At 49.3% G+C, this 25719-nt stretch carries 23 protein-coding genes and 1 pseudogene; 19 read left to right on the forward strand and 5 right to left on the reverse strand.

The genetic code is table 11. The features are described 5' to 3' along the window. Positions 1 to 30: 30 nt before the first annotated feature. Both ACI1P2_RS18120 and ACI1P2_RS18125 read right to left on the reverse strand, forming a co-directional pair. Positions 31 to 3162, reverse strand: coding sequence for an efflux RND transporter permease subunit (locus ACI1P2_RS18120; RefSeq protein ID WP_355321261.1), 3132 nt, complete (start codon positions 3160 to 3162; stop codon positions 31 to 33). Next, the gene (locus ACI1P2_RS18125) at positions 3159 to 4580 is read right to left on the reverse strand and encodes an efflux RND transporter periplasmic adaptor subunit (RefSeq protein ID WP_355321262.1); all 1422 of its coding nucleotides are present in this window, start codon (positions 4578 to 4580) and stop codon (positions 3159 to 3161) included. Before ACI1P2_RS18125 ends, ACI1P2_RS18120 begins: the two co-directional genes overlap by 4 nt. A gap of 277 nt (positions 4581 to 4857) precedes the next feature. Here ACI1P2_RS18125 and ACI1P2_RS18130 point away from each other — a divergent pair, with 277 nt between their 5' ends. The 4 genes from ACI1P2_RS18130 (at position 4858) to ACI1P2_RS18145 (ending at position 9993) form a co-directional block, all read left to right on the forward strand. Beyond that, on the forward strand, positions 4858 to 7554 hold the full coding sequence (locus ACI1P2_RS18130; protein WP_355321263.1) for a stalk domain-containing protein: 2697 nt from the start codon (positions 4858 to 4860) through the stop codon (positions 7552 to 7554). 47 nt (positions 7555 to 7601) lie between these two features. Beyond that, positions 7602 to 8762 carry a sensor histidine kinase gene (locus tag ACI1P2_RS18135; RefSeq protein ID WP_355321264.1) on the forward strand — a complete coding sequence of 387 codons (1161 nt, stop codon included), beginning with the start codon at positions 7602 to 7604 and terminating at the stop codon, positions 8760 to 8762. Positions 8763 to 8766: 4 nt separating this feature from the next. Continuing rightward, a complete protein-coding gene (locus tag ACI1P2_RS18140) occupies positions 8767 to 9489 on the forward strand; it encodes a response regulator transcription factor (protein ID WP_355321265.1) in 723 nt (240 codons plus the stop codon). A gap of 75 nt (positions 9490 to 9564) precedes the next feature. Further along, positions 9565 to 9993 carry a hypothetical protein gene (locus tag ACI1P2_RS18145; protein WP_355321266.1) on the forward strand — a complete coding sequence of 143 codons (429 nt, stop codon included), beginning with the start codon at positions 9565 to 9567 and terminating at the stop codon, positions 9991 to 9993. A 205-nt stretch (positions 9994 to 10198) separates the two neighbouring features. Here the strand turns inward: ACI1P2_RS18145 and ACI1P2_RS18150 are convergent, their stop codons facing one another. The 3 genes and pseudogenes from ACI1P2_RS18150 to ACI1P2_RS18160 all read right to left on the reverse strand — a co-directional run. Continuing rightward, positions 10199 to 11326: a DUF4179 domain-containing protein gene (locus ACI1P2_RS18150; protein ID WP_355321267.1), complete on the reverse strand. Its 1128-nt coding sequence runs from the start codon at positions 11324 to 11326 to the stop codon at positions 10199 to 10201. After that, positions 11313 to 11477, reverse strand: a complete 165-nt coding sequence (locus tag ACI1P2_RS18155; RefSeq protein WP_355321268.1) for an RNA polymerase sigma factor — start codon at positions 11475 to 11477, stop codon at positions 11313 to 11315. Before ACI1P2_RS18155 ends, ACI1P2_RS18150 begins: the two co-directional genes overlap by 14 nt. Positions 11478 to 11595: 118 nt before the next feature. Next, a pseudogene (locus tag ACI1P2_RS18160) lies at positions 11596 to 11847 on the reverse strand (sigma factor); the annotation flags it as partial. A gap of 309 nt (positions 11848 to 12156) precedes the next feature. On the opposite strand from ACI1P2_RS18160, the gene ACI1P2_RS18165 reads away from it, so the two are divergent. The 15 genes from ACI1P2_RS18165 to ACI1P2_RS18235 all read left to right on the forward strand — a co-directional run bounded on the left by ACI1P2_RS18165 (position 12157) and on the right by ACI1P2_RS18235 (position 25674). After that, on the forward strand, positions 12157 to 14124 hold the full coding sequence (locus ACI1P2_RS18165; protein WP_355321269.1) for a DEAD/DEAH box helicase: 1968 nt from the start codon (positions 12157 to 12159) through the stop codon (positions 14122 to 14124). Positions 14125 to 14243: 119 nt separating this feature from the next. Next, positions 14244 to 15119 (forward strand): ComF family protein, encoded by an 876-nt coding sequence (locus tag ACI1P2_RS18170; protein WP_355321270.1) that lies wholly within the window; start codon positions 14244 to 14246, stop codon positions 15117 to 15119. 216 nt (positions 15120 to 15335) lie between these two features. Beyond that, positions 15336 to 15746 carry a TIGR03826 family flagellar region protein gene (locus ACI1P2_RS18175; RefSeq protein WP_355321271.1) on the forward strand — a complete coding sequence of 137 codons (411 nt, stop codon included), beginning with the start codon at positions 15336 to 15338 and terminating at the stop codon, positions 15744 to 15746. 138 nt (positions 15747 to 15884) lie between these two features. Next, positions 15885 to 16160: a flagellar biosynthesis anti-sigma factor FlgM gene (gene flgM, locus ACI1P2_RS18180; RefSeq protein ID WP_355321272.1), complete on the forward strand. Its 276-nt coding sequence runs from the start codon at positions 15885 to 15887 to the stop codon at positions 16158 to 16160. Positions 16161 to 16170: 10 nt separating this feature from the next. Then, complete coding sequence (locus ACI1P2_RS18185) at positions 16171 to 16671, forward strand: flagellar protein FlgN (RefSeq protein ID WP_355321273.1); 501 nt, start codon at positions 16171 to 16173, stop codon at positions 16669 to 16671. 15 nt (positions 16672 to 16686) lie between these two features. Continuing rightward, positions 16687 to 18267, forward strand: a complete 1581-nt coding sequence (gene flgK, locus ACI1P2_RS18190) for a flagellar hook-associated protein FlgK (RefSeq protein ID WP_355321274.1) — start codon at positions 16687 to 16689, stop codon at positions 18265 to 18267. Between the two features lie 28 nt (positions 18268 to 18295). Beyond that, positions 18296 to 19204 carry a flagellar hook-associated protein FlgL gene (flgL, locus tag ACI1P2_RS18195; protein ID WP_355321275.1) on the forward strand — a complete coding sequence of 303 codons (909 nt, stop codon included), beginning with the start codon at positions 18296 to 18298 and terminating at the stop codon, positions 19202 to 19204. 80 nt (positions 19205 to 19284) lie between these two features. Beyond that, on the forward strand, positions 19285 to 19731 hold the full coding sequence (locus ACI1P2_RS18200) for a flagellar assembly protein FliW (protein WP_355321276.1): 447 nt from the start codon (positions 19285 to 19287) through the stop codon (positions 19729 to 19731). Beyond that, positions 19731 to 19991, forward strand: a complete 261-nt coding sequence (gene csrA / locus ACI1P2_RS18205; protein WP_355321277.1) for a carbon storage regulator CsrA — start codon at positions 19731 to 19733, stop codon at positions 19989 to 19991. The genes ACI1P2_RS18200 and csrA overlap by 1 nt, the downstream gene beginning before the upstream one ends. A gap of 182 nt (positions 19992 to 20173) precedes the next feature. Continuing rightward, on the forward strand, positions 20174 to 20941 hold the full coding sequence (locus ACI1P2_RS18210; RefSeq protein WP_355321278.1) for a flagellin N-terminal helical domain-containing protein: 768 nt from the start codon (positions 20174 to 20176) through the stop codon (positions 20939 to 20941). Between the two features lie 146 nt (positions 20942 to 21087). Then, positions 21088 to 21465 carry a flagellar protein FlaG gene (locus tag ACI1P2_RS18215; protein WP_355321279.1) on the forward strand — a complete coding sequence of 126 codons (378 nt, stop codon included), beginning with the start codon at positions 21088 to 21090 and terminating at the stop codon, positions 21463 to 21465. 19 nt (positions 21466 to 21484) lie between these two features. Then, complete coding sequence (fliD, locus tag ACI1P2_RS18220) at positions 21485 to 23023, forward strand: flagellar filament capping protein FliD (protein ID WP_355321280.1); 1539 nt, start codon at positions 21485 to 21487, stop codon at positions 23021 to 23023. A gap of 15 nt (positions 23024 to 23038) precedes the next feature. Beyond that, positions 23039 to 23422 carry a flagellar export chaperone FliS gene (fliS, locus tag ACI1P2_RS18225; protein ID WP_355321281.1) on the forward strand — a complete coding sequence of 128 codons (384 nt, stop codon included), beginning with the start codon at positions 23039 to 23041 and terminating at the stop codon, positions 23420 to 23422. Then, on the forward strand, positions 23419 to 23766 hold the full coding sequence (locus tag ACI1P2_RS18230) for a hypothetical protein (protein WP_355321282.1): 348 nt from the start codon (positions 23419 to 23421) through the stop codon (positions 23764 to 23766). Before fliS ends, ACI1P2_RS18230 begins: the two co-directional genes overlap by 4 nt. 111 nt (positions 23767 to 23877) lie before the next feature. Further along, complete coding sequence (locus ACI1P2_RS18235) at positions 23878 to 25674, forward strand: motility associated factor glycosyltransferase family protein (protein WP_355321283.1); 1797 nt, start codon at positions 23878 to 23880, stop codon at positions 25672 to 25674. The last annotated feature ends 45 nt before the right edge of the window (positions 25675 to 25719 follow it).

The following is a 25719-nucleotide window of genomic DNA, read 5'->3' on the forward strand; positions in this document are numbered from 1 at the left end:
TATTCCTCCCCGCGATACCTAGTCGATACTTTACTGCTGCAGATACCTAGTGTCAGAAGCATCAAGCTCCGCAATGGCTCTCTTTTCCTTGAGATGCTTGCGTCTTAGCTTGTATTTAGCCATCAGCATATAAAGAGATGGTACCACAAACAATGTCAGGAGTGTAGAGAACAGCAGGCCGAAAATAATGGCATACGCGAGCGGCTTGAAAAGCAGGCTGCCCAGCAGCGCGATCGGGATCATCCCCACAATGGCGGTGAGTGACGTCAGCAAAATCGGCCGGAAACGGGCGGCTGTCGCCTGTATAACCGCATCTTCAAGCTCTGCACCCTCATGGCGGGCATCCTCGATAAATTCAATCATCACGATGCCGTTCCGCACAACGATGCCGGCAAGTGCAATGATGCCCATAATGCTCATGAAGCCAATCGGCATACCTGTCAGGAATATTCCAAGAATCCCGCCTGCGGCTGCCAGGTAGACGGTTGTCATAATAATCAGCGGAATCGCAATGGAATAGAACTGGATCGTAATCAAAATTAAAATCAAAAAGACAACAATAATCGACAGTGTGCCCAAATCGGCAAAAATTTCGTTCTGATCCGAGGTTTCGCCGCCGATCTCCCAGGAGTATCCCTCCGGGAATGAAATTTTCGCTAGCTTTGTTTGCACATCCGCAGCAGCATCCGTGGCCGTCCGCCCATCCAGATCCGCCTCAACGGTAACCGTCCGCTCCAGATTATAATGACTGATCTGCTGGATGGCAAAGGATGGTTTGACCTGTACAAGCTGCGACAACGGAATTTGCGTGCCGGAGGTGTTGGTCACACTAAGCTGCTGAAGCAGCACATTCGGGTCTGTATTGTCCTGATTCAGATACACCTTGATGTCAATCAGCTCCGAGCCGGTATCAAACTGGCTTGCGTCCAGCCCCTCATTCAGCAACAGCAGCGTTTGGGTCAAGTCGGCATAGCTGACCTGGTACTGGTCCATAGCCTGCTGATTGACCTCAAGGTTCAGGGCGTAGCGCTCGATCCCCATGTCATCCGTAATTCCTGTCGTACCGTCTATAGAAGCTATGGACTCCCGCACCTGCTGGGTAAGTGCCTGCAGCTCCCCGGTTTCCGGGCCGGAAATGCGAACAGATACAGGCTTGCCAACAGGGATTCCGAGGCGTGGAATACTTTCTGTAATCGTAATTCCCGGATAGTATTCATCAAAATGCCTGCTCCAGGCTTCAGGTGTCTTGTCGAGGTCAAAGCTGTGTTCTTTGCCAACAACGGTAATCTGACCATAAATGTCTCCTTCTTTTGAAGCAGTGCTACCATCCAGGTCACTGTAAAGCTGCGGCGCGCCGCCTCCAGCGGCAAAGGCTACCTTCTCAGTTTCCGGCTGCTGCTTTACCCAACCGGCGATTTCCTGTACCACACGGTCCGTTTCCGAGAGCGAAGTCCCGACAGGCATCGTAATCTTGATGGTTATATGCGGGTCCTCAGCTTCTGGGAAAAGCTCAATCGGCGTAAACAGCACAAGACCGTAGGCGGCTGTCCCAATGAGCAGCCCGGCGAGGCCGGTAAACAGCGGCCTTTTCACCACTTTAGTCATGATTCTACCGGAGTAGAGATGAGTCAGGCTCTGAATTTGATGGCCCAGCAGCCCGGCTGGTTTGGCTGTTTTATCCTTGCGCTTGCGGGGTCTGCGTGTTTCGTACCATTCCCGAAAAATGGGGATGATGGCCAGGGACATGAGCATGGAGGCCAGCATGGCCAACGAAATCACGACCGGGATCGGTTTGATGAACGCGCCGACATCCCCGCTGAGGAACATCAGAGGCATAAATGCCGAAATGGTCGCGAGCGTGGCCGTCAATATCGATACCGCCACCTCCTTGGTACCGTTCACGGCTGCCTCGGCCGGGGATTCTCCCAAATCCGTTAACCTGCGCTCGATATTGTCATTCACGACGACGGCGTCGTCCACCAGAATGCCGAGCACGATGATCAGCCCGACCACGGAAATTTGGTTAAGGGTGACCCCAAGCATCGGAAGAAAGATCATGGCAATAGCCACCGAGACGGGGATAGCCAAAGCGACAAATGAAGAAGTCAGCAGGTTTAATCCCAAGGTACAGATGAGGATTACGGCTGCGATCGCCATAAGTGTTTCACGGGACAGGTCGGCGAAGATTTCATCGACATTGTCCTTCTGTGCAAACAGGGTAACGAATTTCACATCTTCAGGGAGTGTTTTTTGCAACTCGGCAAGTTTGGCGTTGACCCTCTCGTTCATCGTTCGAATGTCCGTACCCGTCTCTGCGCCGAGTGAAATGCGGATAGCCGGTTTGCCTTCCGCGTATGCATAAACATCCGCATCGGCATGAGTGAGCTGAACGGTTCCTATATCACTCAGATACACAGGGGATCCCGATTCTGTGCGGGTGATCAGGAGCCTGCTCAGCTCCTGCGGGTCTGAGGCTTCTTTTACGATAAGCTGGTAGGTTCGGTCATTAAATTCCACATCACCGGTCGGAACCAGATCCATGCGGGCTTGAACGGCCTGCACAACCCGCCCCCAGGGCAGCTGGTACTGCTGGAGCTTCTGTGTGTCGATCGCAATCTTGACCTCTTGATCCGGCAGGCCGGAAATCGTCACATCGGAAACGCCATCAAGCGCTCCAAGCTGATCCTCCCAGCTTGTCATCAAGCTGTTCAGGTTATACAGGGAATCTCGGGAGTCCGCCATGATGGCATAGGAGCCGATAAAGGAGCTGGCAAGATTATCGTTAATCACAGGCACCTCGGCATCCTCCGGCAGGTCGGATTGGGCGTCCTGCACTTTCTTGCGCATTTCGTCCCAGACGGTTTCCGGCTTGGCGTCACCCTCGGTTTCAACCAGAATGGACGAAAATCCGTTTGCGGAGGTCGAAGTTATGTTGCCCACTCCTTTAACCTCCTTGATTCGCTGCTCCAGTTTTTTGGTGACCGTCTGCTCGACCTTCTGCGGCGCAGCCCCAGGGTAAATGGTGGTTACCATAGCCTGTCTGACGACGACATCCGGCATTTCCTGACGGGGGAGCTGCATGAAGCTGAACGCCCCGACAAGAACGGCCATCAGGAAGAAAAGGATCGTAATTTTGCGTTTTTTCACGAAATACGCGATCATTCGCTGCCGCCTCCTGTTTCCCGGAGCGCATCCCCGTTAAAGAGAGAGGCGGCGCCTTTCGTTACGATGCGGTCCCCCTCGCTGAGCCCCGAGACAATCTGCAGCTTATTGTCAGTCATTTGTCCGCCCAACTCGACATTTGTTTTGACGGCTTTGCCTTCAACCTCCTTGAATACATAAGGCTGATCTCCAGTCTGAATCACCGCTTCAACTGGGACCAGAACTCCCTGTTTGTCTGACAGCTCACGCGCGGCTTTTACAACCTGTCCCGGCAGCCAGTCATGTGATGAATTCGGAATGACAACCTCGACGTTGATCGTCCCGGTGCTTGCATTAGTAGAGGCGTAGATGGCGGACACCGTCGCGGTCCGGGTTTCACCATACAGACTGATGGCAACCTGCTGCCCCTTTTTCCAATCCTGAATTTCACTGTCCGGAACAGGGAGCAGCACCTTCAACCGGTCAATGCTGCCGATCCGGTAGACGGTCTGACCGGAAGAGACCAGCTCTCCGGGCTCGATTAGCTTCTCCAGTACGGCGCCGTTAAAAGGTGCCGACAGCGTTGTGCGGGACAGGGCCAGTTCCGCCTGCTCCTTGGCAACCTTTGCCTTTTCATAACCTGCGGCAGCCTGTTCTTTGGAGGACTGGGCCTGCAACTGCGCTGCGGAGGCGCTGGACTTGCCTGCAAGTGCTTCCTTCAGCGTGGCATTGGCAGCATCCGTATCTTCAGCAGTGGCTCCTTCCTGCAGCAGAGAGAACGACTCACGGGCGGTCTCCAGATCCTTCTCGGCACTGACCAGCTGAAGCTGGGCACTCTCGTTCTCCGAGGCGGAAGCCGCTCCTGCTTCATACAGCTTACGAATGCGGTCGGCATCGGCCTTGGCTTTGTCATAAGCGCTTTGTGCCTTGCCTACAGCAGCCTGAGCCTGTGCTCTCTCCTGTTCCCGTGCACCCTTATGTACTTTGCGTACGTTGGCTTCGGCGCTTTCAACCTGGGCCTCAGCCGATGCGAGTGAAGAACCCGCCGAACGGATGCCTGCTTCCGCATTCGTTACTGCTGCCTGTGCCTCTTGAATGGAGGCGTCCGCTTGTGCAAGTTGGAGCCGGTAATCCGCTTGATCCAGTTGGGCAAGGATGCTGCCCTTGCTGACTGAAGCTCCTGCTGCAAGGGAGGCCGCTGCGACCCGTCCGCCGATTTCAAAAGAAATGGCCCGCTCCTCGTAGGCCTGCAGTGTGCCGGAAAGGTCATACACCGTGTTCAGCGGTTCTTTTTTGACAACCATCGTATTTACAGCGGTTCCGCTGGCGCTGGCATCGGCTGCGGCATCCGAAGCGGGCTGTTCCGCTGAACAACCGGCTGCAACGACAGTGATGACCAGTATGGCTGACAGTAAGAGTGGAATTTTATTTTTGCTCATTCTCAACTACATCCTCCCCTAAAATAAACAAACATTTAAACCAATTAGTATAATTTGAACTCATTAGTTCAAGTTGATTATAGAAGGAGGCCATGCACCTGTCAATAAGTGGGCGGGATTGAACCCGGATAGACATTAAACCAGGAAATTCGCGAGATTCCGTAACTTTTTGCTAATTTTTTAGTCTATTATAACTAGGGCAACAATTTTGAGACTGCTATCCATACCAATATTTTTCTATTTAAATAAGCATGCAGATGGGAGAGTTAAAATCCAAATGGTTTTGCGTCGCACCAAACAAACGGACAACGGGACAGGCCGAGGAAGAAAATGGGCGATTATATCGCTTGCAGGCATATTGTGGATTGGGCCGGTCATAGGAACGGGCGGCTTTGTGCCGTTAAATTGGACAGGAGGTTCGGTGGCCAGCGCCGCCTCCGCGGTCAAGCTTGGGGAGGAAATCCTCACTTCGGGGGCTATTTTGATGAAATACCGGTATAGTACCTCCTCGGGAACGGCATTAGCGGATGTCGTTCGTGTTGATCTTAACAACCAGTATGTAAAGCTGGATGTCATGACAGGCAAAGGAGGGCAGTTCACGACACGGCAAAGCACGGAAGGCATGGCCAAAGAAACCGGGGCTGTGGCGGGAGTTAACGGGGATTATTTCAACACCTCTCGCGAAGGCGCGCCGATCGGCGGACAGGTATCCGACGGAGAACTGATGTCTACCCCTTCCGATCTGTCGGGTATGTATGCTTTTGCCGTGACGAAGGACGGCACTCCTATGGTTGAGCAGTTTACATTTGAAGGCACCGTTACTGCGGAAGACGGCTCCTCGTTTGAACTGGCCGGCCTTAATAAGGCTGCCTATACACCTGAGACGACTGGCAGCAGCTACAGCCACTCGAATGCTGCCTATATCTACACATCCGCTTGGAAAGCGCTAGAACGGCCGGCTAACAGTTCAACGACTCCGACAGAGGTTCTCGTTGAGAACGGGGTCATTACCCAAATCGCGGAGAATGCCGCGCTGCCGATTGCGGTGCCGGAGAACGGCTATATATTGCGCACACACGGCAAGGCGGCCGATTTTGTCAAGCAGCATCTGGCCGTAGGCCAGTCGATTACGACAGATTATAAGCTGCGCGTTAAATCCACCGGCAAAGATATCGATCCTTCAACCCTGCAAATGATGATCGGCGGCCATACCATTTTGGTTAATGAGGGCAAGGCATCTTCCTTCTCCCGCAGCGTATCCAGTATCGGGGGAACCCGCGCCCGCACGGCTATAGGGTATTCCAAGGATAATCGGTATGCCTATTTGATCGCTGTAGAAAAGAACGGCAGCAGTGCCGGCATGTCGCTGAACGAACTGCAGTCGTTCATGACCAGCATCGGCGTATGGAAAGGCATGAATCTGGACGGCGGCGGCTCGACAACGATGGTTACCCGCGACCTGGGCAATACCGAGGCTGATCTGACGTTCAACACCGAATACGGTACAGAGCAGCGCAGCATTGTCAACGGAGTCGGTGTTTATTCGGAAGCTCCGCAAGGAACACTGAAGGGCTTCACGGTCGGCGGAAGCAAAACGCTGCTAATTGGCCAAACCGGAAGCTATACGCTGAAAGGTTATGACACGTACTACAACCCATATAACATTGGAAATGCGACCGTTACCTGGTCGTCAAGCAATCCAGCGGTAGTTGCGGCTAGCGGCGGTACAGTCAAGGGCGTGAAGCCTGGCACGGCAACCCTGACTGCCAAGAGCGGCTCTGCTAAAGCGACCATGAAAGTAACTGTACTGGGGGCTGACAGCATTTCTTCTCTGACGGCCGGCAGCGGTACAGGCTCCCTCAGCAAAGGAACGACCATTTCCATTCCGGTGACGGCGAAGACAACGGACGGACAGAATGTAAGTATTTCCGCTGACGCGCTGAAATGGGAATTTATCGGATTTAAAGGCAGCGTGAAGGGGAACGAGCTGACTGTATCTTCAGTGGATTCCGGAGCTGACGCCGGATATGCCATCGGCCGTTATGATGGCTTCAGCACGGTGGTTACCCTGACAGCGGACGGCGGAAGCAGCATGTGGGAGGACTTTGAAAATGCTGGCTACGATGTGAGCTTTACCACGAACGCCCAGGGAGTGACCGGCTCGGCAGCCATTACGACTGGCAGCGGCGAGAAAGCGGGCTCGAAGGTGCTCCAGCTGGACTACGACATGACAGGCGGTTCCGGCAAAATGTATGCTTATGCGCAACTGAACGGCACCTCTGGCAAGACTATTCAAAGCCCGGCAACAGGTATCTCCATGGATGTGCTTGGGGACAAGAGTCTTAACTGGCTCCGTGCCGAGATTACGGATGCCGACGGTGACACGGTTTATGTAGACCTTGCCAAGGCGATTGACTGGAACGGCTGGAAGTCGCTGAGTGCGGATCTGAGCGGCCTGGACATTGCTTATCCTGCGAAGCTGAAGCGTCTCTATGTTGTCAACGTGGAAGAGGGACAGGATGAACGGGCCAAAACAGGAACCGTAGCGTTTGATAACATCGCGCTAAATGCTCCCGGAACGATAAGCGGTAAAGGCCTCAAAACCGGAACGGCCCAGATGAGCATCGGCAGCAAGTCCATGACCGTGAACGGAAACAAGACGGCAATCGACGCCGCGCCGATTACCCGTGATGGCTCTACTTATGTGCCAATTAAATACATTCTGGATGCGTTTGGCGGACAGGCTCAGTGGAACGGCTCCGCGCAGCGTGTGACGGTCATCCGCGGCGGAGTGCTGATGGATCTTACCGTAGGTGACAAGCAATTTGTCCTGAATGGGAAACGCAAAAATGCAGATGTAGCACCTCTGGTATTAGAGGGTAGGACTTTAGTCCCGCTTAGACTTGTATCTGAGCAGCTCGGACTTACTGTAAAATGGGAACAAAAAACTAAGACCGTTACGATCCAATCATGATATGGTATGATATATACCTGAAAAGCTAGGATTGGAGATTAAAATTCGTGGATTTTCAAGCCGATGTCATAGACCGAGTCATCAAGAACGCCATCCAGGTGATGGAGAAGAGCAAGTACCAAATGTTCGAAGTGCTGGATTCGGCACGGTCCGAGCTCATTAATTTGAACCAGGAATTGCAGGCGGTTCTTAAGGAAACGGCCGAGACGATCGAGAAGGTCGATCAGCTGGAGATGAACTACCGGCGCTCGCGGATCCGGCTGACGGAAGTCAGCCGGGATTTTGTCCGCTATACGGAAGAGGATATTAAAACGGCTTATGAAAAGGCTACACAGCTTCAGCTCGACCTGATGATCTACCGCGAGAAGGAGATGTACCTCAAGGCGAGAAGGGATGATCTCCAGAAGCGGGCGAAGAGCGTTGAGGCATCTGTGGAGCGCGCGGAAACGATCGGATCGCAAATGGGCGTGGTGCTGGAATATTTATCAGGAGAGCTGGGTCAGGTAACCCGGATTATCGAATCTGCCAAGAATCGACAGCTTATTGGTTTGAAAATTATTTTGGCCCAGGAAGAAGAACGCAAACGCATTTCGCGTGAAATACACGACGGACCTGCGCAACTGCTCGCTCATCTAGTGCTTAGGACGGAAATTGTAGAAAGAATGATTGCTAAGCAGGAATTCAAGATGGTACAGGACGAAATAATAGATTTGAAGAGACAGGTCCGTTCCAGCCTCGAAGAAATGCGCAAGGTTATTTTCAATTTGCGTCCGATGGCGCTGGATGATTTGGGGCTTATTCCTACCCTCCGGAAGTATGTTCAGGATTTTGAGGAAAAGACGAAAATCAGAGCGATCTTTGAAACGAGGGGGAAGGAGCACCGTCTCTCTTCCGCGATGGAAGCGGCCATTTACCGTTTGATCCAAGAAGGCCTCACCAATGCCGCAAAACATGCCTATCCAACTCATGTGCTGGTAGAGATCACATACCAGGCACAGTTGGTTAAAATCGTTGTGCAGGATAACGGACTGGGATTCAAACCTGAGTTATTCGAACAAAAGGGCAAAGATCACAATCATTTTGGCTTGATTGGCATGCGAGAAAGGGTTGAACTGCTCGAAGGGAGAATGGAGATCGAGTCCGCGGAGAACCAGGGGACGAAGATCGTCATTCATATCCCGACCAACGTGGAGAAGGGAAAGGAGTAACAGGATGGAAAACCATGACAGTGGAGCTGCAGCAATTAAGGTCCTCCTGGCTGATGATCATCAGCTGTTTCGTGAGGGACTGAAGCGTATTTTGAATATGGAAGAGGATATAGAGGTTATCGGGGAATGCGGTGACGGCATTCAAGTGCTCGAGTTTTGCAATGAGGAGAAACCGGACATCGTGCTCATGGATATTAACATGCCTGTGGAGAACGGTGTAGAGGCTACCGAGAAGCTGCGCGAGATGTTCCCGGAAGTGAAAGTGATCATTCTGTCGATTCATGATGATGAAAGCTATGTTTTTGAGACACTCCGTAAAGGAGCCAATGGCTACCTGCTGAAGGATATGGAGGCGGAATCTCTGATCAATGCGATCCGTTCCGTCCATGAAGGCTATGCGTTTATTCATCCGAAGGTGACCGGCAAGCTGATACAGCAGCTGCGCCGTATGACCTATCTGAATGAAACTGGTGCCATGGCTGAAGGACATTCCGCTGAAGCGGGCGTGAAATTTGTGGCTGGCGAGAACAACCCGCTGACACGCCGTGAAGCTGAAGTACTTCGTCTGATGGCAGAAGGCAAGAGCAACAAGATGATCGGCGAATATCTCTTTATCAGTGAGAAAACAGTGAAAAACCACGTCAGCAGCATTTTGCAGAAGATGGAGGTCGACGACCGTACCCAAGCGGTAATCAACTCCATCAAGTATGGTTGGGTTACCCTGTAACCGGCAAGGCTGCTAAGGCTGTCACTCCTACCCTCGTACCGGCATATATTGTCGCTATGAGGAGGTGGGGCTTCCATGGCAATTCAACTGGCATGGATTTTGCTTGTGTACGGTCTGGCGGCCGCCGTGGTTCGTTTGCTTTATATACGGCATGCAGCCGAATTGCAGACAGGACATCGGAAGCGCCCTGATAAACGGCGCATTCATTATATCCTGATTACTTCCAACCATGAGCTGTGGGTGGAATGGGTAGTCAGAGTACTGGCGGCATATTCCTATTTGCTGAACCGATCCCTGCACATATCGGTCATAGATGATCAGTCTGAGGACCACACGGTGGGTATTTTGGAACGGCTTGGCCGAACAGGCGGATTTGAGTTGGCTGTGATCCCAGGGTCTTTAACTTCGGGATCGCCCGCGATTGAGCCAGAGGCTGGAGAAGCCCAGGCGGTGCTTGATCTGAGAACGATGAAGCCTACCGACAAGATTCCGCTTGTCCGCTGAATCGTAGGGACTTTCGATATGATTTTAAAAGTTATAGATGAATGCAGTGACTGAGTGGAGCACACTTTTTGCCAATCGGCATGAGGGGGTGCTTTTTTGCTATAAAGCGGTGCTCCAGAAATAGGGTTCCGCAGAGGATGGAACATATAAAGAAAAGGCCCCGGAGGCTCCGGGACCTTTAAACCTGGTAGTTGTGAATGGCAGTCTATTTGGAGGGTATATCGACTTTTATGCTCATTCCGTCTACAAATTGGCTGTCTTTAATTGTAGTATAAGGGAACGCATCATGATCATCTGTGTTGAAGAGCTTGAATATCAGATACGCTGGACGCTGCTGAGCTGAAGCAAAATTGTGCTCCGAATCTGCTTTATTGCCTTTTTCGTTGTTTTCCAGCATGCTTTCCCCGTTCAAACCTTGCAGCAGATTTCCTTTGTCATCATAAACGGCAACCCGGTAACGCATAATAGCCGACTCTTCGTCCTCGTTAAGCTTTGTTTTTCCAAGCATGCTTAATGAATATTTCACATTTGTTGTAATTGGAGTGACATCTACCTCTGACAGGGTGAATGACAGGCTGTCATTGGTTAGTTTCTGTTTGGGATTCAGGTGTACAATATCTTTTTCGGATTTTGTGAGTGGGACATCCAGTTTAAATTCATGGTCGATGCCTTCCAGCATAACGGTAAGCTCTCCTTTAACGGAATCCGGCAGGCTGGAAACGGAAGCAGAATCGAGCGGTTGCTCCAGAATCAGTGTGTTCGGATGTTCTTCCCCTCCTCCAAAGTAAAAGCCGCTCTCGCCGACCACTTTGCCATTGATTTTAAGGTTAAAATTATGGACGGCGTTCTTCAGTTCAATATCTTCGCCGCCATTACTAAGAATACCGTCTTTGAGATAAGGGGAAGACACCTGAAGCGTAAATAAAGCCCGTTCTCCGTCAAAGACCGTTTCCGTGACATTCAGCCGGATATCCTGATAAGAAACTGTACTATCAGCCGTGGAATACAGGCCACTGTCCACTGCTCGCTGAATCCCGAATTCCTGCCCGACACTTTCAAATATAGTGCCAATCAGGGGAATGCTTCTGATGGACTGTGCCATAACCGGGGAAACAAAACCGGAAGCGAAAACGGCGATGCCTAACACTGTTGCTGCAGTGGCGGCAAACATCGTACGATGCTTCCATGTCCGGAGCGGACGCTTGGCTGGTTTGGTGGGTGAATCAGCTATAGAAGCGTATACCTCATTCAGCCGTGCCCGAACGAGTGGAGACATGCTCGCATCAGACTCCTTGTACGTTTTTAATTGTTTTTCCAGATCAAAGTGATTCATAATTAACCCTTCCTTTCTTAATTGGCTGCAGTTCCTGAAGCAAGGAATTTCTCGCACGGTACAGGCGAGTCTTCACGGCGCCTTCGGATAAATCGAGCATATCGGCAATCTGTTTGAGTGGTAGATCCTGAAAATAATGCAGGACGATCACAATACGCTGCTGCGGTTCCAGCCGGTCGACAGCTTTCCCTTAGCTCCACCTGTTCATAGGATTGGGATGAAGCGCCAGCGTCAGGGAAGTCGGCAACAGCGACGCTGCGGTTCCGTTTCGATAGAAGGGTGTTGCATTCATTAATCAAAATCCGGAAGATCCAGGTTTTGAAATAAGCAGGCTCTCGCAGCGTTGAAATGGATTTATAGGCTTTTAAAATGGTCTCCTGCAGCGCATCGGCAACGTCTTCCTCTTTTTTGACGATAGAGCGGGCTGTATTATACAGCGCCTGCTCGATGCTTTGAATTACTTTGATAAAGGCCTCTCGGTCACCCTGCTGCGCGGCAGTAATTTCCTTTTCTGCGATCACTCGTTTTCACCACCTTTATGGTTAAGCTGTATTTGTATTGATTTACAGTAATTAGACAGGGCAGGGGAATGAAAGGTCACAGGAATTAATGAAGTTATAGTATCAGCTGAGTTTCCAGGGGAAATGTGCTGGATTTGGGAAGCGGAACATGTGTATAATAAAAATAATTTAGTTGTTGAAAAAGTTAGCTGCTTAATGATTCATATTATAAACCTTAATTTTGCTGAAAATGCGTGAAGCACACGCCGATGCCTGCGGGCCGGTGTGTGCTTTTTTTTGTGCGTTAAAAATGTGGAAAGGGGCGGAAGCATGAAGGTGGCTGTTTATGTGCTGCGTGGTCGTAAAGGCTGGGAGATAAACCTATCTCTGGATCTGGGGGTAGATCGCATGTGGAGAGAAGCCAGGCAGAGGGAAGGAGGATCTGACGAAGAGGCGGAGATGATTCTGCTGGGTGCAGCATATCCGCTTCCGTGGGCGTTTAAGCTGTGCGAGGGCTTTCGCAGCCTGCCGGAGATGGATTCCTGGACGCTGCGAGGATGGGTGAAGTATGTTGCTGCCCAGCTGCGCGAGGAGCTCACGGCCGAGCGATCCTCCGGCCGCGAGCCCGTGCTGGAAGGAGCAAGGCTGTTGAAGAGGGCAGATGGCCGGAATGACAGTCCAGGCTTCGATGGGAAGGGGGAAAGCGGAAGCGGAGAGCCGGTCCGCGAGAAGCTGCAGCGAGGGGCGGACGAGCTTGCCGGGCTGCTGGCCGGCCGGAAGCTGCTCGTACCCGAGCTGGAGGCGCTGCTGACGGAGGCAGCGCCAGCGTTAACCGCAAGCTGGCGCGCCCCCGCGCAGCTTGCACACCTCCAGGGCCGGCTCGGCTTTGCCGCCGGCCTGACTGCGCCGCGCTCGCGAAGCGCGCGGCGGCAAGAGCTGCGCTGCCTGCGCTGCGGCAGCGCAGCCAAGGCCCGCACGGCATGCGCCTCGTGCGGGCTGGCGGGCTGCGCCTACTGCGAGGCCTGCCTCGCGCTGGGGCGCAGCCGTGCCTGTTCGCTGCTGCTCCATGCAGCAGCAGCGGCCGGGCCGGCCTTGCGCAGCCAGGCCGGCGGTGTGCCCGCCCCCACGCTGGAGCGGTGGGGGCTCAGCCCGGCGCAGCGGGCCGCCGCCGAGGCGGCGCTGCGCTTTCTGGCCGCGCCGGCTGCGGGCGCGGCCGCAGGCTCCGCTGCGCCCACGTGGCTGCAGCGGCTGCACCGTCCCGGCGTCGGCAGGCCGCCGGGAGAAACAGCGGGCTCCGGGCATCGCCCTCATGCCAACCGCCGCTTCCTGCTCTGGGCCGTAACGGGCGCCGGCAAGACAGAGATGATCTTCCCGCTGCTGGATGATGTAATCCGCCGGGGAGGGAGCGCACTTGTGGCATCCCCGCGCCGCGATGTCGTACTGGAGCTTGCGCCCCGGCTGTCCAAAGCTTTTCCCGATATTAACTTGGCTCTCTTGTATGGAGGCAGCCCAGAGCGCTGGAAAAAAGGACAGCTGACACTGGCCACAACGCATCAATTGTTAAGGTTCCATCAGGCCTTTGACCTCGTTATCATCGATGAACTCGATGCGTTTCCCTATCACAATGATCCCATGCTTGCATATGCGGCTGAGCAGGCATGTCTTCCGGAGGGCAAATTTATTTACCTGTCGGCAACGCCGCCTCCCGCGCTGCAGCGGGAAGCCAAGCAGGGCAAGCTGGCCCATGTCAGGGTACCGGTACGCTTTCACCGTCACCCGCTGCCTGTTCCGGTCAGACTCGTAGGGGCATCCGTAAGCCGCTGCCTGCAGCAGCGGAAGCTTCCTTCCTCCCTGCTCTCCAGACTTCACGAATCCCTTGATCGAGGCGCGCAGGTGTTTTTGTTTGTGACTCGTATTTCACAGATTGATCCGTTGGTACAGATGCTGGCCAGCTGCTTCCCGCAGATCAAGGTAGCAGGCACCTCCTCCCAGGACCCAGAGCGGAGCGCCAAAGTCAGCAGCTTCCGGAACACGGAGATCCGGCTGCTGGTTACAACGACGATATTGGAGCGTGGAGTCACAGTTCCCCGGAGCGATGTTTATATCATGGATGCCAATGACTCATTGTTCGATGAGGCCTCGCTGGTACAGATGGCTGGCCGGGCAGGGCGGTCCAAGGATGATCCCAAGGGGAAGGTTGTTTTTGTCTCACCTGAATGGACCAAAGGGCAAAAACAGGCGATCGCTCATATCCGTACCATGAATAGGCTGGCATCAAAACTTGGTTACTTAAGGTGAGACTATGCTGTTGCTTTTTTCTGTCCTGAAAATTCAAGTGGCTTAGCGACAAAATATTCATTCATCAGTGGTGTCGCGAAGCGGTATGGGTGTCCGTAATTTTAAAAGGAGGTATGAAAATGACTTTGTCTTTGACGTCTCTTGCTCGCCAGTTGCAAGAACTGCTCAAGCCCCCGGTCGAACATTGTCTTACCTGTGGGAGCCGTGCTGTATTAAACTCGGGGTTGCTCGGAATATGTAACCGATGCGCACAGCGTATTCCCTGGATCGGCAGAATCCGCTGCACCTGTTGCGGCCGCCCGGTCGGCTGTCCGGATTGTTCCCGGCTTGGCCGGGCGACCAGGGCATTTGTCTGCAACCGCAGTGCTGTTGCCTATACCGCCGAGATGAAGGAATGGATTTCTTGGTACAAATATAGAGGAGAAGAAGCCTATGAGCCTTTACTGGCTGCTATGCTGGACAGGGCTTATAAGGCAATGCAGACAGAGCTTACGGTCCGAACCCGTTCCCCTCACCTTGCAGCCGCAGGCTTCTCCCGTACCTTCAGCAAGAAACGGAATGAGCGCAAGGTAGAGCGGTGGCAGGCCGATCTGATTACCTGTGTGCCGGTAAGTGAGGCAAGATTGGCGGAGCGCGGTTTTAACCAGGCGGAGAGACTGGCTGTGCTCCTGGCTGCGAGTAGTCATGTTTCCTTTTGTCCGCTGCTTGTCAGGAACCGGGATACCGGCAAACAAAGCTTTAAATCCCGCAGCGAGCGAAATGAATCCATGAAGTCCGCCTTCTCAGCCTTTCCCGGTATCCGGGTCCAGCTGCTGAAAGCGATGGAGCGTCGCAAGGGTACTCTAACGGCAAACGAGCCGCTGCGCGTTCTGCTGGTTGATGATATTTACACAACAGGGAGCACGCTGGAGGCGTGCAGCCGTGTGCTGTGCGGCGAAGCCGGGGCAATTGGGCTGAACATCGATGTTTATGGTCTTACCTGGGCAAGGTCCTGATGCAGCTTATGAGCTTACCAGGGCAAGGTCCAAATTACTGGTGATTAAAATTGCTGCAGCGGATTGCCGATATATTTACGTAAGGGAAGAAAAATGCACGTTCACGCAAAAATACGCTGAGAACGGTAAAGCCCCACTAGACGAATCACCCGAATATCATGTAATCTAGAAGTACTAGAGTTGCGTGTGTCGGAAATGAGAGGAGCTATGAGCGGGATGAATATCGACAACTGTCCTCGCTGCGGCAAGCTGTATGTGATTAATATCCGGGAATTATGCCAAAATTGTATTAAAGATATTGAGAGAGAATATGAAATATGTGTGCAGTACCTGCGTGAGAACAAGGGTGCCAACATTCAGGAGCTGTCTGCGGCCACGGAAGTGAGCATCAAACAAATCACCAAATTTATCCGCGAAGGACGTATTTCCATTGCAAATGCGCCCAACATGATGTATCCGTGCGAAGTGTGCGGAACTCTGATTCGTGATGGACACATGTGCGATTCCTGCAGAACGCGACTTACGAAGGAACTGTCGGAGGCGGCACGCAACGAGAACGAACGGGACCATGGTAACAACATGGGCTCGTCTACCTATAGCGCTATCGACAAGAAGCGAACTTTCTAGTACAGTGGAATTAAAAACACTTCACGCTATTCAAAATGATTTGTAAACCGCCGATAATCTTAATTAGAGCTTATCGGTTTTTTCAATTTTCTTGATAAATTAGTATTCTGAAACACAAGGAAGGTGGAGGTTAAGGTTATGAAAATTAACGAGCCCAACCGCATCGGCGCCATTAATCCATATCAACGCAATATTGAATCCAATATTCAGGAAAGCCAGAAGAAAAGCCCGCGCAAGGACGAAGTAAGCTTCTCCGCAGAGGCCATGGAAATGCTGCAGCGCAGCAGCAACACGGACCGTGCCAAAAAAATTCAGGAATTGAAGCAGCAAGTCGCTTCAGGCACCTACAAAGTGGATGCAGACAAAATTGCCGAGAAGCTGATGCCGTTCTTCAAGCAGAACGCTGATAACTAGGTGAATGCAGATGCCATTAACACAGCTGCTCGGAACACTTGAACGGTTAAACGAGGCACATCTGCAGTTAATTGAGCTGGGCCTTGAGAAGAAAGAGGCTCTGATCAAAAACCAAGTGGACCCATTAATTGCTGTGATGACACGGGAATCCAAAGTGTCCAAAAGGATTGAACAGCTTGAACAGGAGCGGGTAGAGCATGTTCATTTATTCCTGCAGGACCGCGGCATTAAGTCGAGGTTGAATCTTACGATCAGAGAATTATCACGACTCGTTTTTGATCAGGAAGATAAGCAGAAGCTGCTTCAGATCCAGTCCGTGCTCGGATCTACCTTAAAGGAGCTGAAGGAGCTGAATGATCTCAATCAGCAGCTTATACAGCAAGCTATTTCTTACATTGATTTTTCTATTGAAAGCATGTCCTATTACTCGGAATCAGAAGTGACCTATAAGCATCCGGCCGAGAAGCAGGTTCCCGGCGGACGCCTCGGCCTTTTTGATACACGTGCCTGACTGGAGGAAAACGATATGGCCTCAACTTTTCATGGGATAGAAACATCCAAGAGGAGCTTAAACACCCAAACGGCTGCATTAAATACAACAGGACATAACATAGCTAATGCCAACACAGCCGGTTACACACGACAAGTAGTCAAAATGCAAGCGTCCGAGCCGATGGAAGCCATCGGAATGAACCGCTCGGTGGTTCGCGGCCAGCTGGGAACCGGGGTTCAATTCAACGCGATAGAACGGGTCAGACAATCATTTCTGGATAATCAGTACCGTAACGAGAATACCTCTCTTGGTGCATGGAGCATCCGGTATGACACTTTAGATAAGCTTGAAACCATTATGAATGAACCTTCTGATACGGGAATCCGAAAGGTACTGGACAACTTCTGGAATGCATGGTCCGATTTGAGCCAGGACCCTCAGGATGTGACCAACCGTAAAATTGTAAAAGAAACTACGTTGGCATTAACCGATGCTATGAACCAGGTTGATAAGCAATTAAACGCGCTGTCCAGTGACCTGACCAGCAACATTGCCCTGAAAACTACGGAAGTGAATTCCCTTCTGCAAACCATTGCGGATTTAAATGGCAACATCACCAAGCTGGAAGGGCTGGGGGATAACCCTAACGATCTGTATGACCAGCGTGATTATGCGGTGGACCAGCTTTCCAAGCTGGCTAATGTGACAGTGACCCAACTGGATACCGGGTATCAGATTACTGTTGCAGGACAGATTGCTGTAACGGGAACGCAGGTGACAGCGCCTACAGCCGATACGCTTAAAGCTGCTTATGACGGCGGCACGCTGACAGGCGGAGAAATTTACGGTATGTTCATGTCCCGCGACAAATATGTGGTGGATTACAAGGCGCAGATGAACCAGTTGGCCAACACGCTGGCAAATGGAAATATAGAAATTACCTTGCCGGCTGGAACCGTGCTTCCTGAGGGAACGGTGTTGAATACAGGCCCTGACGGAGCACCTGTAACCTATTCCAATGCTAACGGGAACAGAACGCTTACGGCGGATTTGAAGGTGACTGTGGCAGGGATCAATGGATTGCATCAACTGGGTTATACACTGAGTGGTACGACACCGCAGAAGGGCGGTCTCTTCTTCACTTCCACGGATGGAGGTCCAATTACAGCCGGTAATATCACGCTAAATCCGGATATTCAAAGCGACCCGAATAAGATTGCTTCTTCCCTGCGTGTGAATGATACAGGAACAACAGATGAAGCCGTAGTGGTCGGCAATAATGGTCTGGCGCTGGCTATGGCGAACCTGAAAAGTGTTCCGTTTGATTTCGGGACTTCCATGTCCAAGCCGACAACAACGGACGACTTTTTCAGTGCCATTGTGGGGCAGCTCGGAGTTCAAACGGAAGAGGCGGACAGGCAGGCTAAAAATGGACAGCTCCTCACCGACCAGGTGGATCTGAACCGTCAATCGGTCAGCGGAGTGTCGCTGGATGAGGAAATGACCAACCTGATCAAATTTCAGCATGCCTACAGCGCGGCTTCCCGATTCATGACCACATTCGATCAGCTGCTGGATAAACTGATTAACAGCACAGGCCGTGTAGGTCTTTAATTAGCTTTTTTAGCATAGGAGGTAGGACATGCCTATTCGTGTAACGCAAGGGATGACCACAATGCAAACGCTCAGCAACCTGAACCGCAATTACAGTAACATGAGCAAAATGGAAAACCAGATTTCGACCGGCCGCAAGCTGAACAAGCCTTCCGATGACCCGGTAGGTGTGACCTATGCGCTTCGTTATCGTGCCGAGCTGGCTTCAAACGAGCAGTTCCAGACAAACTCGGATGCGGCCCTGAGCTGGCTGGATTTTACGGATTCCACTATGCAGCAGGCATCTGATGTTATGAAGCGTTTGAAGGAGCTTACAGTGCAAGCTTCGAGCGGCACGGTTCCTCAGTCCGGCCTGGATGCGATCAAGCTTGAAGTTGAAGAGTTGAAAGAGCAGATGACGAATATCGGCAACAGCCAAATCCGGGGCAAGTACATTTTTAACGGGCAAAATTATGATCAGCCTCCATACGAACTTTCTGCAACCGTCACTGAATATTCCCAGATCACACCGGACACCAACCCGGTAGAATATGCGGTCGGGGACCAGTCCAAATTTCAGGTGAACACATCAGGCAGCGATTTCTTCGGGACTGCGACTGAAGATGACAATATTTTTAAAATCATGGATGACCTAACGGATGCTTTAACAAGAGGCGATTACGAGGATATTGGTGCACAATCCGACAAAATTGAATCCAGATCCGTAAAAATGCAAGCTGGTCTTTCCGAGGTGGGAGCACGTACCAACCGGATTGAACTGGTTCAGTCCCGTCTAGACGACCGGAACCTGAACCTCACGACACTGCAATCCAAAACAGAAGATGCAGATATCGCTAGCCTGATGATCCAGGCCACATCTGCCCAGACTATATATCAGGCAGCTTTAAAGTCGTCGGCACAAATCATGCAGCCCACACTTATGGATTTTATGAGTTAGTACCAGCTATTTTATGGGTATAGTTTAGCTGCGGACAGAAAGTCCGTAGCTTTTTTGCTAATCAAAGGAGGAACCATAAAGTGACCCCTACACAGGATACAAAACAAGCTGCCAGCGTCAAATCTGATATTTTTCACTTTCCAAAGGGCTTGCCCGGCTTTGAAGAACTGCATGAATTTTATTTGCAGGAACATAATGAAATATTTAGCTTATTAAGCGCGGTTGACCAGCCAGCCGTATCTTTTATTACGGTCAATCCGTTTGATTTTCATGCCGACTACGAGTTTGAACTGTCCGGGGAGATTACAGAAGAGCTGAGCATTCAAGATGAGAGTCAAGTAGCTGTCCGTTGTATTGTAACATGGCACAGCCAGCGGTCGCTTACTACTGTTAATCTGTTGGCTCCAATAATTTTTAATACTGAGAAGCACGCCGGAAAGCAGATTATACTCCAAAATACATCTTATACAACGAAGCATCCCTTATGGAATACGGCAGGATCAGACAGGAAGGACGGTGAAGGCTGATGCTCGTACTATCGCGGAAGAAAGGCGAGTCCATTGTTATTCAAAATAACATTGTCATCACGGTACTGTCTGTCGAAGGGGAGAATGTGAAAATCGGGATTTCGGCCCCAAAGGATATCGATATTTACAGAAGGGAAATCTTTGAGGCCATTCAGCAGAACAACCAGGATGCCGTAATGGACTTGCAAGCTATTCAAAATGCAATACTTCATATGGATGGCCTTGATGCTATACGGGGTACTAATAATGAAGAAGAATAACTCCAAAAACTGGTGCCTATAAAAACGAAAATAAAATTAAAAAATCAGCTTGAGCTATAAAAAAACTTATCGAGGCAGTCGATATATAATTTAGAGCGATAATTCTTCAGGGCGGCCGACCTGTGAAGACGCTGATACCACATGGATGTGGGACATATACCATTTCAGGGAGGAAACTTTCAATGATTATCAATCACAACTTGCCTGCACTTAATACACACCGCAATATGGGTCTGAACAACGCAGCTGCTAGCAAAAATATGGAGAAGCTGTCTTCCGGTTTGCGTATCAACCGTGCAGCTGACGATGCTGCCGGTCTCTCCATCTCCGAAAAAATGCGCGGTCAAATCCGCGGTCTGGAACAAGCTCAACGTAACGTGCAAGACGGTATTTCCTTCGCTCAAACTGCTGAGGGTGCAATGAACGAAGTATCTGCGATGCTGACTCGTATGAAAGAGCTGTTGGTTCAATCCTCTAACGAGACATATCAAGCTAGTGATAAGTCAAACATCAAAATGGAGCTTGGTCAACTGGGTGCGCAAATTGATGCGATTACTTCCAACACTAACTTCAACGGAATCAAAATTACTTCCAGCATCAAGATTCAGGCTGACGATAATAAGTTTCAAATCACGATCAGCGGTCTGACGACTACGGACTTCAAAGGTCTGAAGTCTAACGTTACCCTGGCTAGTGCAACTAAAGCAATTGAGTCCGTAGCAAAACAGCGTGCTAAGATTGGTGCTGTACAAAACCGTCTGGAGTATACTTCCAACAACTTGGGAACCACTGTTGAGAACCTGACTGCTTCCGAATCCCGTATTCGTGATACAGACATGGCTAAAGAAATGGTTGCTCTGTCCAAGAACAATATTCTGCTGCAAGCTTCCCAATCCATGCTGTCTCAAGCAAACTCGGCTCCACAAGGCGTTCTGTCCTTGCTTCGTTAATTTGTTCTTCATTCTTAAAGTCCTGTATTTTGATACAGGACTTTTTTTGTTGCCCAAGCATAAAAGTTTCCAGGAACAGTGCCGATATATAAAGTAGTGAGTTTCAAGAGAGGATTAAGATTCCCACATGTGAATGGAGGACTTTGATGGATCTGTTAAAAGCTGCAGTGCCACTAACGAAGAATGTGATCCCGCATGCTCCTGTTTCATCAGCAGGAGACCTGAAAGCGACGAACATTTCGTCTGAAATAACCTCTTCACTCTCTGTAAGCATGACTTCACATATGAATTCTGCTGAAGCTCAAGAAAAGAAGATTGAAGAGCTGAATAGGGCTATTCAAGCGATTCAAGGGCCGCAGAGAACGCTCGAATTTTCTATCCACAAAGAGACACATTCTGTAATGATTAAGGTGTTGAATAAAGGCACAGGAGAGGTTATTCGCGAGGTCCCACCGGAAAAATTGCTGGACGTAGCCGCTAAGATGATGGAATTTGCAGGTCTTATAGTAGACAAGAAAGTATAGCCAAAAGGGGGAAATGTAATTGGCAACTACCAGGATTACAGGATTAGCTTCAGGAATGGACATCGATGCAGTAGTAAAAAAGTTGATGACCGCAGAGAAGGCTCCACTGGATAAGCTTAATCAGAAAAAACAATTGCTGGAGTGGAAACGTGACAGCTATCGTGAAACAAGTGTGAAATTTGTTACATTTGCACAAACCAAAATTAATGATACTTTCAGTAAATTATCTGCGCTAAACGCCCAGAAATCGAATGTTAGCGGAAATACTACAGCAGTTACGGCAAAAGCAACTACTGCTGCCGCAGGAAATATGGAGATTGAAGTTACGCAATTGGCGAAAGCAGCTTCTACCAAATCCTCTACAGCGCCCACAAAGACTGGGGCGGAAACGGATTGGGGTAAAGTGCTTCTATCTGATATTACGGACTCAGGTATTTCAGGCTCCGGAAAGGTGAAAGTTCAGATTAATGGAGCGGATATTGAAATTGATGCCGAAACAGAAACGCTGGATTCCTTCGTGAAAAAAATAAACTCCAATACCAAAGCCGGAGTTACCGCTATTTATGACTCGAATACAGGAAACGTCTCTATTACAAGCAAAACGACCGGAGCCGCCTCAAATAATATCACGCTTAGCGGGGACATCTTTACGAATGGTTTAAAGCTGAATGCTCAGCTATCCGGAGGTAATGATGCGACCGTAAATATCAACGGCTTGGCGGTTAGTAAATCTTCTAATACATTTACGGTTAATGGTGTGGATATCACGCTTAATTCTTTGAGCAACGGCCAGACAACCCGGGTAGAAGTAACTAAAGATGTTGATAAGATCGTTGAGACGGTTCAATCTTTTGTGGATTCGTACAATGAACTAATGTCCTTCTTAAACGGAAAAGTAAACGAAGAGCGGTATTCGAAATATGCACCGTTGACCGCCGATCAAAAGAGTGATATGTCTGAGAATGAAATCAAATTATGGGAAGAAAAAGCGAAGAGCGGGATGCTCAAGCGTGACAGCATCCTCACTGGAGCAATCTCAGATATGCGGACAGCCATGGTTCAATCCGTTAAATTGGATAGCTCTATCACCATTGGATCGAAAACAACTGATGAAATTAATTTAACGAATATCGGAATCACTACGGGGACATATGAGACAAGAGGAAAGCTGATTCTTGATACAGATAAATTAAGGTCGGCTATTGAGGAGAATCCGGATATCGTAAGTGATTTACTTGGTAAAAATTACTCCACATCATATGTTAAGAATGACTACGATGAATCTGACGGATTATTTTCGCGCTTGCGGAAGATAAGCAATAAAGCATTGGATTCTTTGGCGACTACAGCTGGAACCTCTAAAGTTAGCACTGAACTTACCAGTTCATTTAATGCCACCAGTAGTATGGGAGAACAGCTCAGATTGTTGGATATTAGCATTACCGATATGACCTCTAAACTAAATATAAAAGAAGCAAATTATTACAAGAAGTTTGCAGCTATGGAAACGGCTATTAATAAGTATAATAGCACATCATCTGCTCTGTCTAATATGTAATAGGAGGGTGCCGCCTTGATTAATTCTCCGTACCAGAAATACCAGCAAACTCAGGCTCAGACCGCCTCAAAACCCAAATTGTTAATTATGCTATACGATGGGGCTATTCGTTTTGTGCAGGCTGGTATCGAGGGAATTGAGCAGAAGAATTATGAGCTTGTCAACCGGAATTTGGTGAAGGCACAGGCCATAGTTCACGAATTGATATCCTCTCTTAACTTTGACTATCCTATAGCTCAGAACCTGGTTGCAATCTATGAATATATGCTGCGCTTATTAATTGAAGCAAACGTGCAAAAGAAAGCGGAGCCGGCTCTAGAAGTATTGGAGCACTTGAAAGAGCTGCGGGAAGCTTGGGTAGAAGCCAGTAAATCACTAGGTGCAGGCTTTGCCTTATGACAGATCACCAGCAATTGGAGAATCTGATCGCAAAGTATGTACAGTTAGGTCAAAGAATTATAGCTCACGTTAAAGAGCTGGATGAGAATCAATTAATTGAATTTGTAGAGCAGCGAGACGAGATTGTCAAACAGATGGAACCTTTCCAATCGGCAATAACGGATGATCTTAGAAGGCGCATTCAAGAGATGCTGCATAATGAAAAGGTCATTGTGGAACGAATGCAGGAGATTAAGCAGGAAGCTGCTGAATGGTTAGAGCGGCGTGGTAACATCCGTTCCCAACAAAGTGCCTACCAGCGTTCCTATACAATAGGCGGGTCGTTTATTGACTATCGCAATTAATGAATAGCAAAAGCATCGGTCATAGACCGATGCTTTTGCTATTTAACTTCATTTTTTACAATGAAAGGCCGATATAACTCATATGAGAGCTAAACAGATAGGTGGAGGATTATGAATCAAGCTAACCTGAATGTTTTGAAGGAAAGATTTCCTCATATAATTGAAAAATTTAAAAATATGAGTACGGTTGAAGAGTCACAGTCACTAAGGCAAGTTATGTATGAACGGGTTGAAAGAGATGAAGAATGGCTTCAAGCGGTACATGAGATCATCGAGGGATCGAAAATCGTTTTTGTATACGGCTTTGGGCATGGGGTGAGCATTGCAGACTTATTAGAGCAGTTTCCGGATCGTTGGTTATTTATATATGAACCTGACGAAGCTTTATTTTATGAAGTGTTGACGCATTATGATATTAGCTTTTTATTGGAGCAGTCCAATTTATACTGGATTGCTGTTGGCGAAGACCAGTTGAAGACACTGTTTCATTTACTGAGCAGCTACATGCAGGAAAAACTTGCTTTTATTGGTTTGCGTGGTTTTTTGGAAAATAAAATGAGTGTACTTCAGGATATAAAGGAAAAGTTTATTACCTACAAAAATGATTTCCATTCCAACAAATTTATCGAGAATCGCTTCAGAAACGAATGGACTCAAAACTATCTCTACCATTTGCCTGAATCTTTTACATGCCATTCCATTGAACGAATGTATAATGCATTTAAAGATTCAACAGCGATTATAGTATCGTCGGGACCTTCGTTGACAGAGGATATAGAATGGATCAGAAAAATGTCAGAACATGCAATTATCGTTGCTGCTGGATCAAGTGTGCAGGCATTGATAAAGCATCAGATTAAGCCACATTTGTGTGTTATTATGGATGGGCATGAAGTGAATAGTCGAATTTTCTCGAATAGCGCGGCATTAGAGCCTACATTGCTTTTTACATCTTCATCGTATTATGGAATTTCAGAGCAAAAAAAAGAAAATAAAATATTCAGTATTATGGAAAATGACCAAATTTCGCAATATTTTCTGCAGGTTAATAGGGGGAGCCTGTTCATGCTTCCTACACCTTCTGTGGCCGGAACTGCTATCCAAGCTGCCATCATTCTAGGAGCAACCAGAGTGGTATTTGCGGGTCAGGATTTATCTTTTCCGGGACAAAAGGTATATAGCGATGGAGTGGAGCATTTCTCTGAGGATTCTAAAGCGGAAATGCTGCAAAAAGCGATCAAGCAAGTCGAAAATGTGCAGGGTGGTATGAATGCTACCGATGCAAGCTTTATGTCGATGAAAGAATCGATAGAAGCACTAATTAAACATAATGGGCAGATTCAATTTTATAATTCCACTCGACATGGGGCTGTAATTGAAGGCGCTCCTTTTCGTCCTATAGATCGTATCTATGAAGAAGTCCAGAGTGAGGTTATCGAAAAGGATCTCATCGAACAGTGGATGTCGTTAAACCCAATAGATTTGAACCGAGATCAAATCCAAAAGGTGAAAGATAGAGTAGAGTATGTAAAATGGGATTTGCTCGAAGTGAAGAATGAAATTAGAGCTGTTCGAAAAATGGTGAATTTGATTGAGGGATTAAGCAGAACGAAACCGCTAAAGTGCCACAATGTTATTTTTGATATTGAAGAGCAATGGGGTAAAATCGCAAATCGGGAGTGGTTCGCACCTATTTTTGAATCTTTAATTCCATTGCAGCTAGCCCGCTTTGATCAGAAGCTTCCTACGATTGTAGTGGAACAAAATATCATCTCCAAAGCTGGTTATCTGCGAGATTATCTCGGCCAGCTTCTAAATGAATTGGAAGAGCAGCTGCCCAATCTGGATGAACTACTTGGGGAAAGTCTGAAAAGAATAGATAACACGCTTTCAATAATAAACACCTGACTTTTTGGAACACCATAATTCTACAAAGGGTTTAAGCCGGAGGGT

This window comes from Paenibacillus jiangxiensis (genome assembly GCF_046098255.1).
Taxonomy (GTDB): Bacteria; Bacillota; Bacilli; order Paenibacillales; family Paenibacillaceae; genus Paenibacillus; species Paenibacillus jiagnxiensis.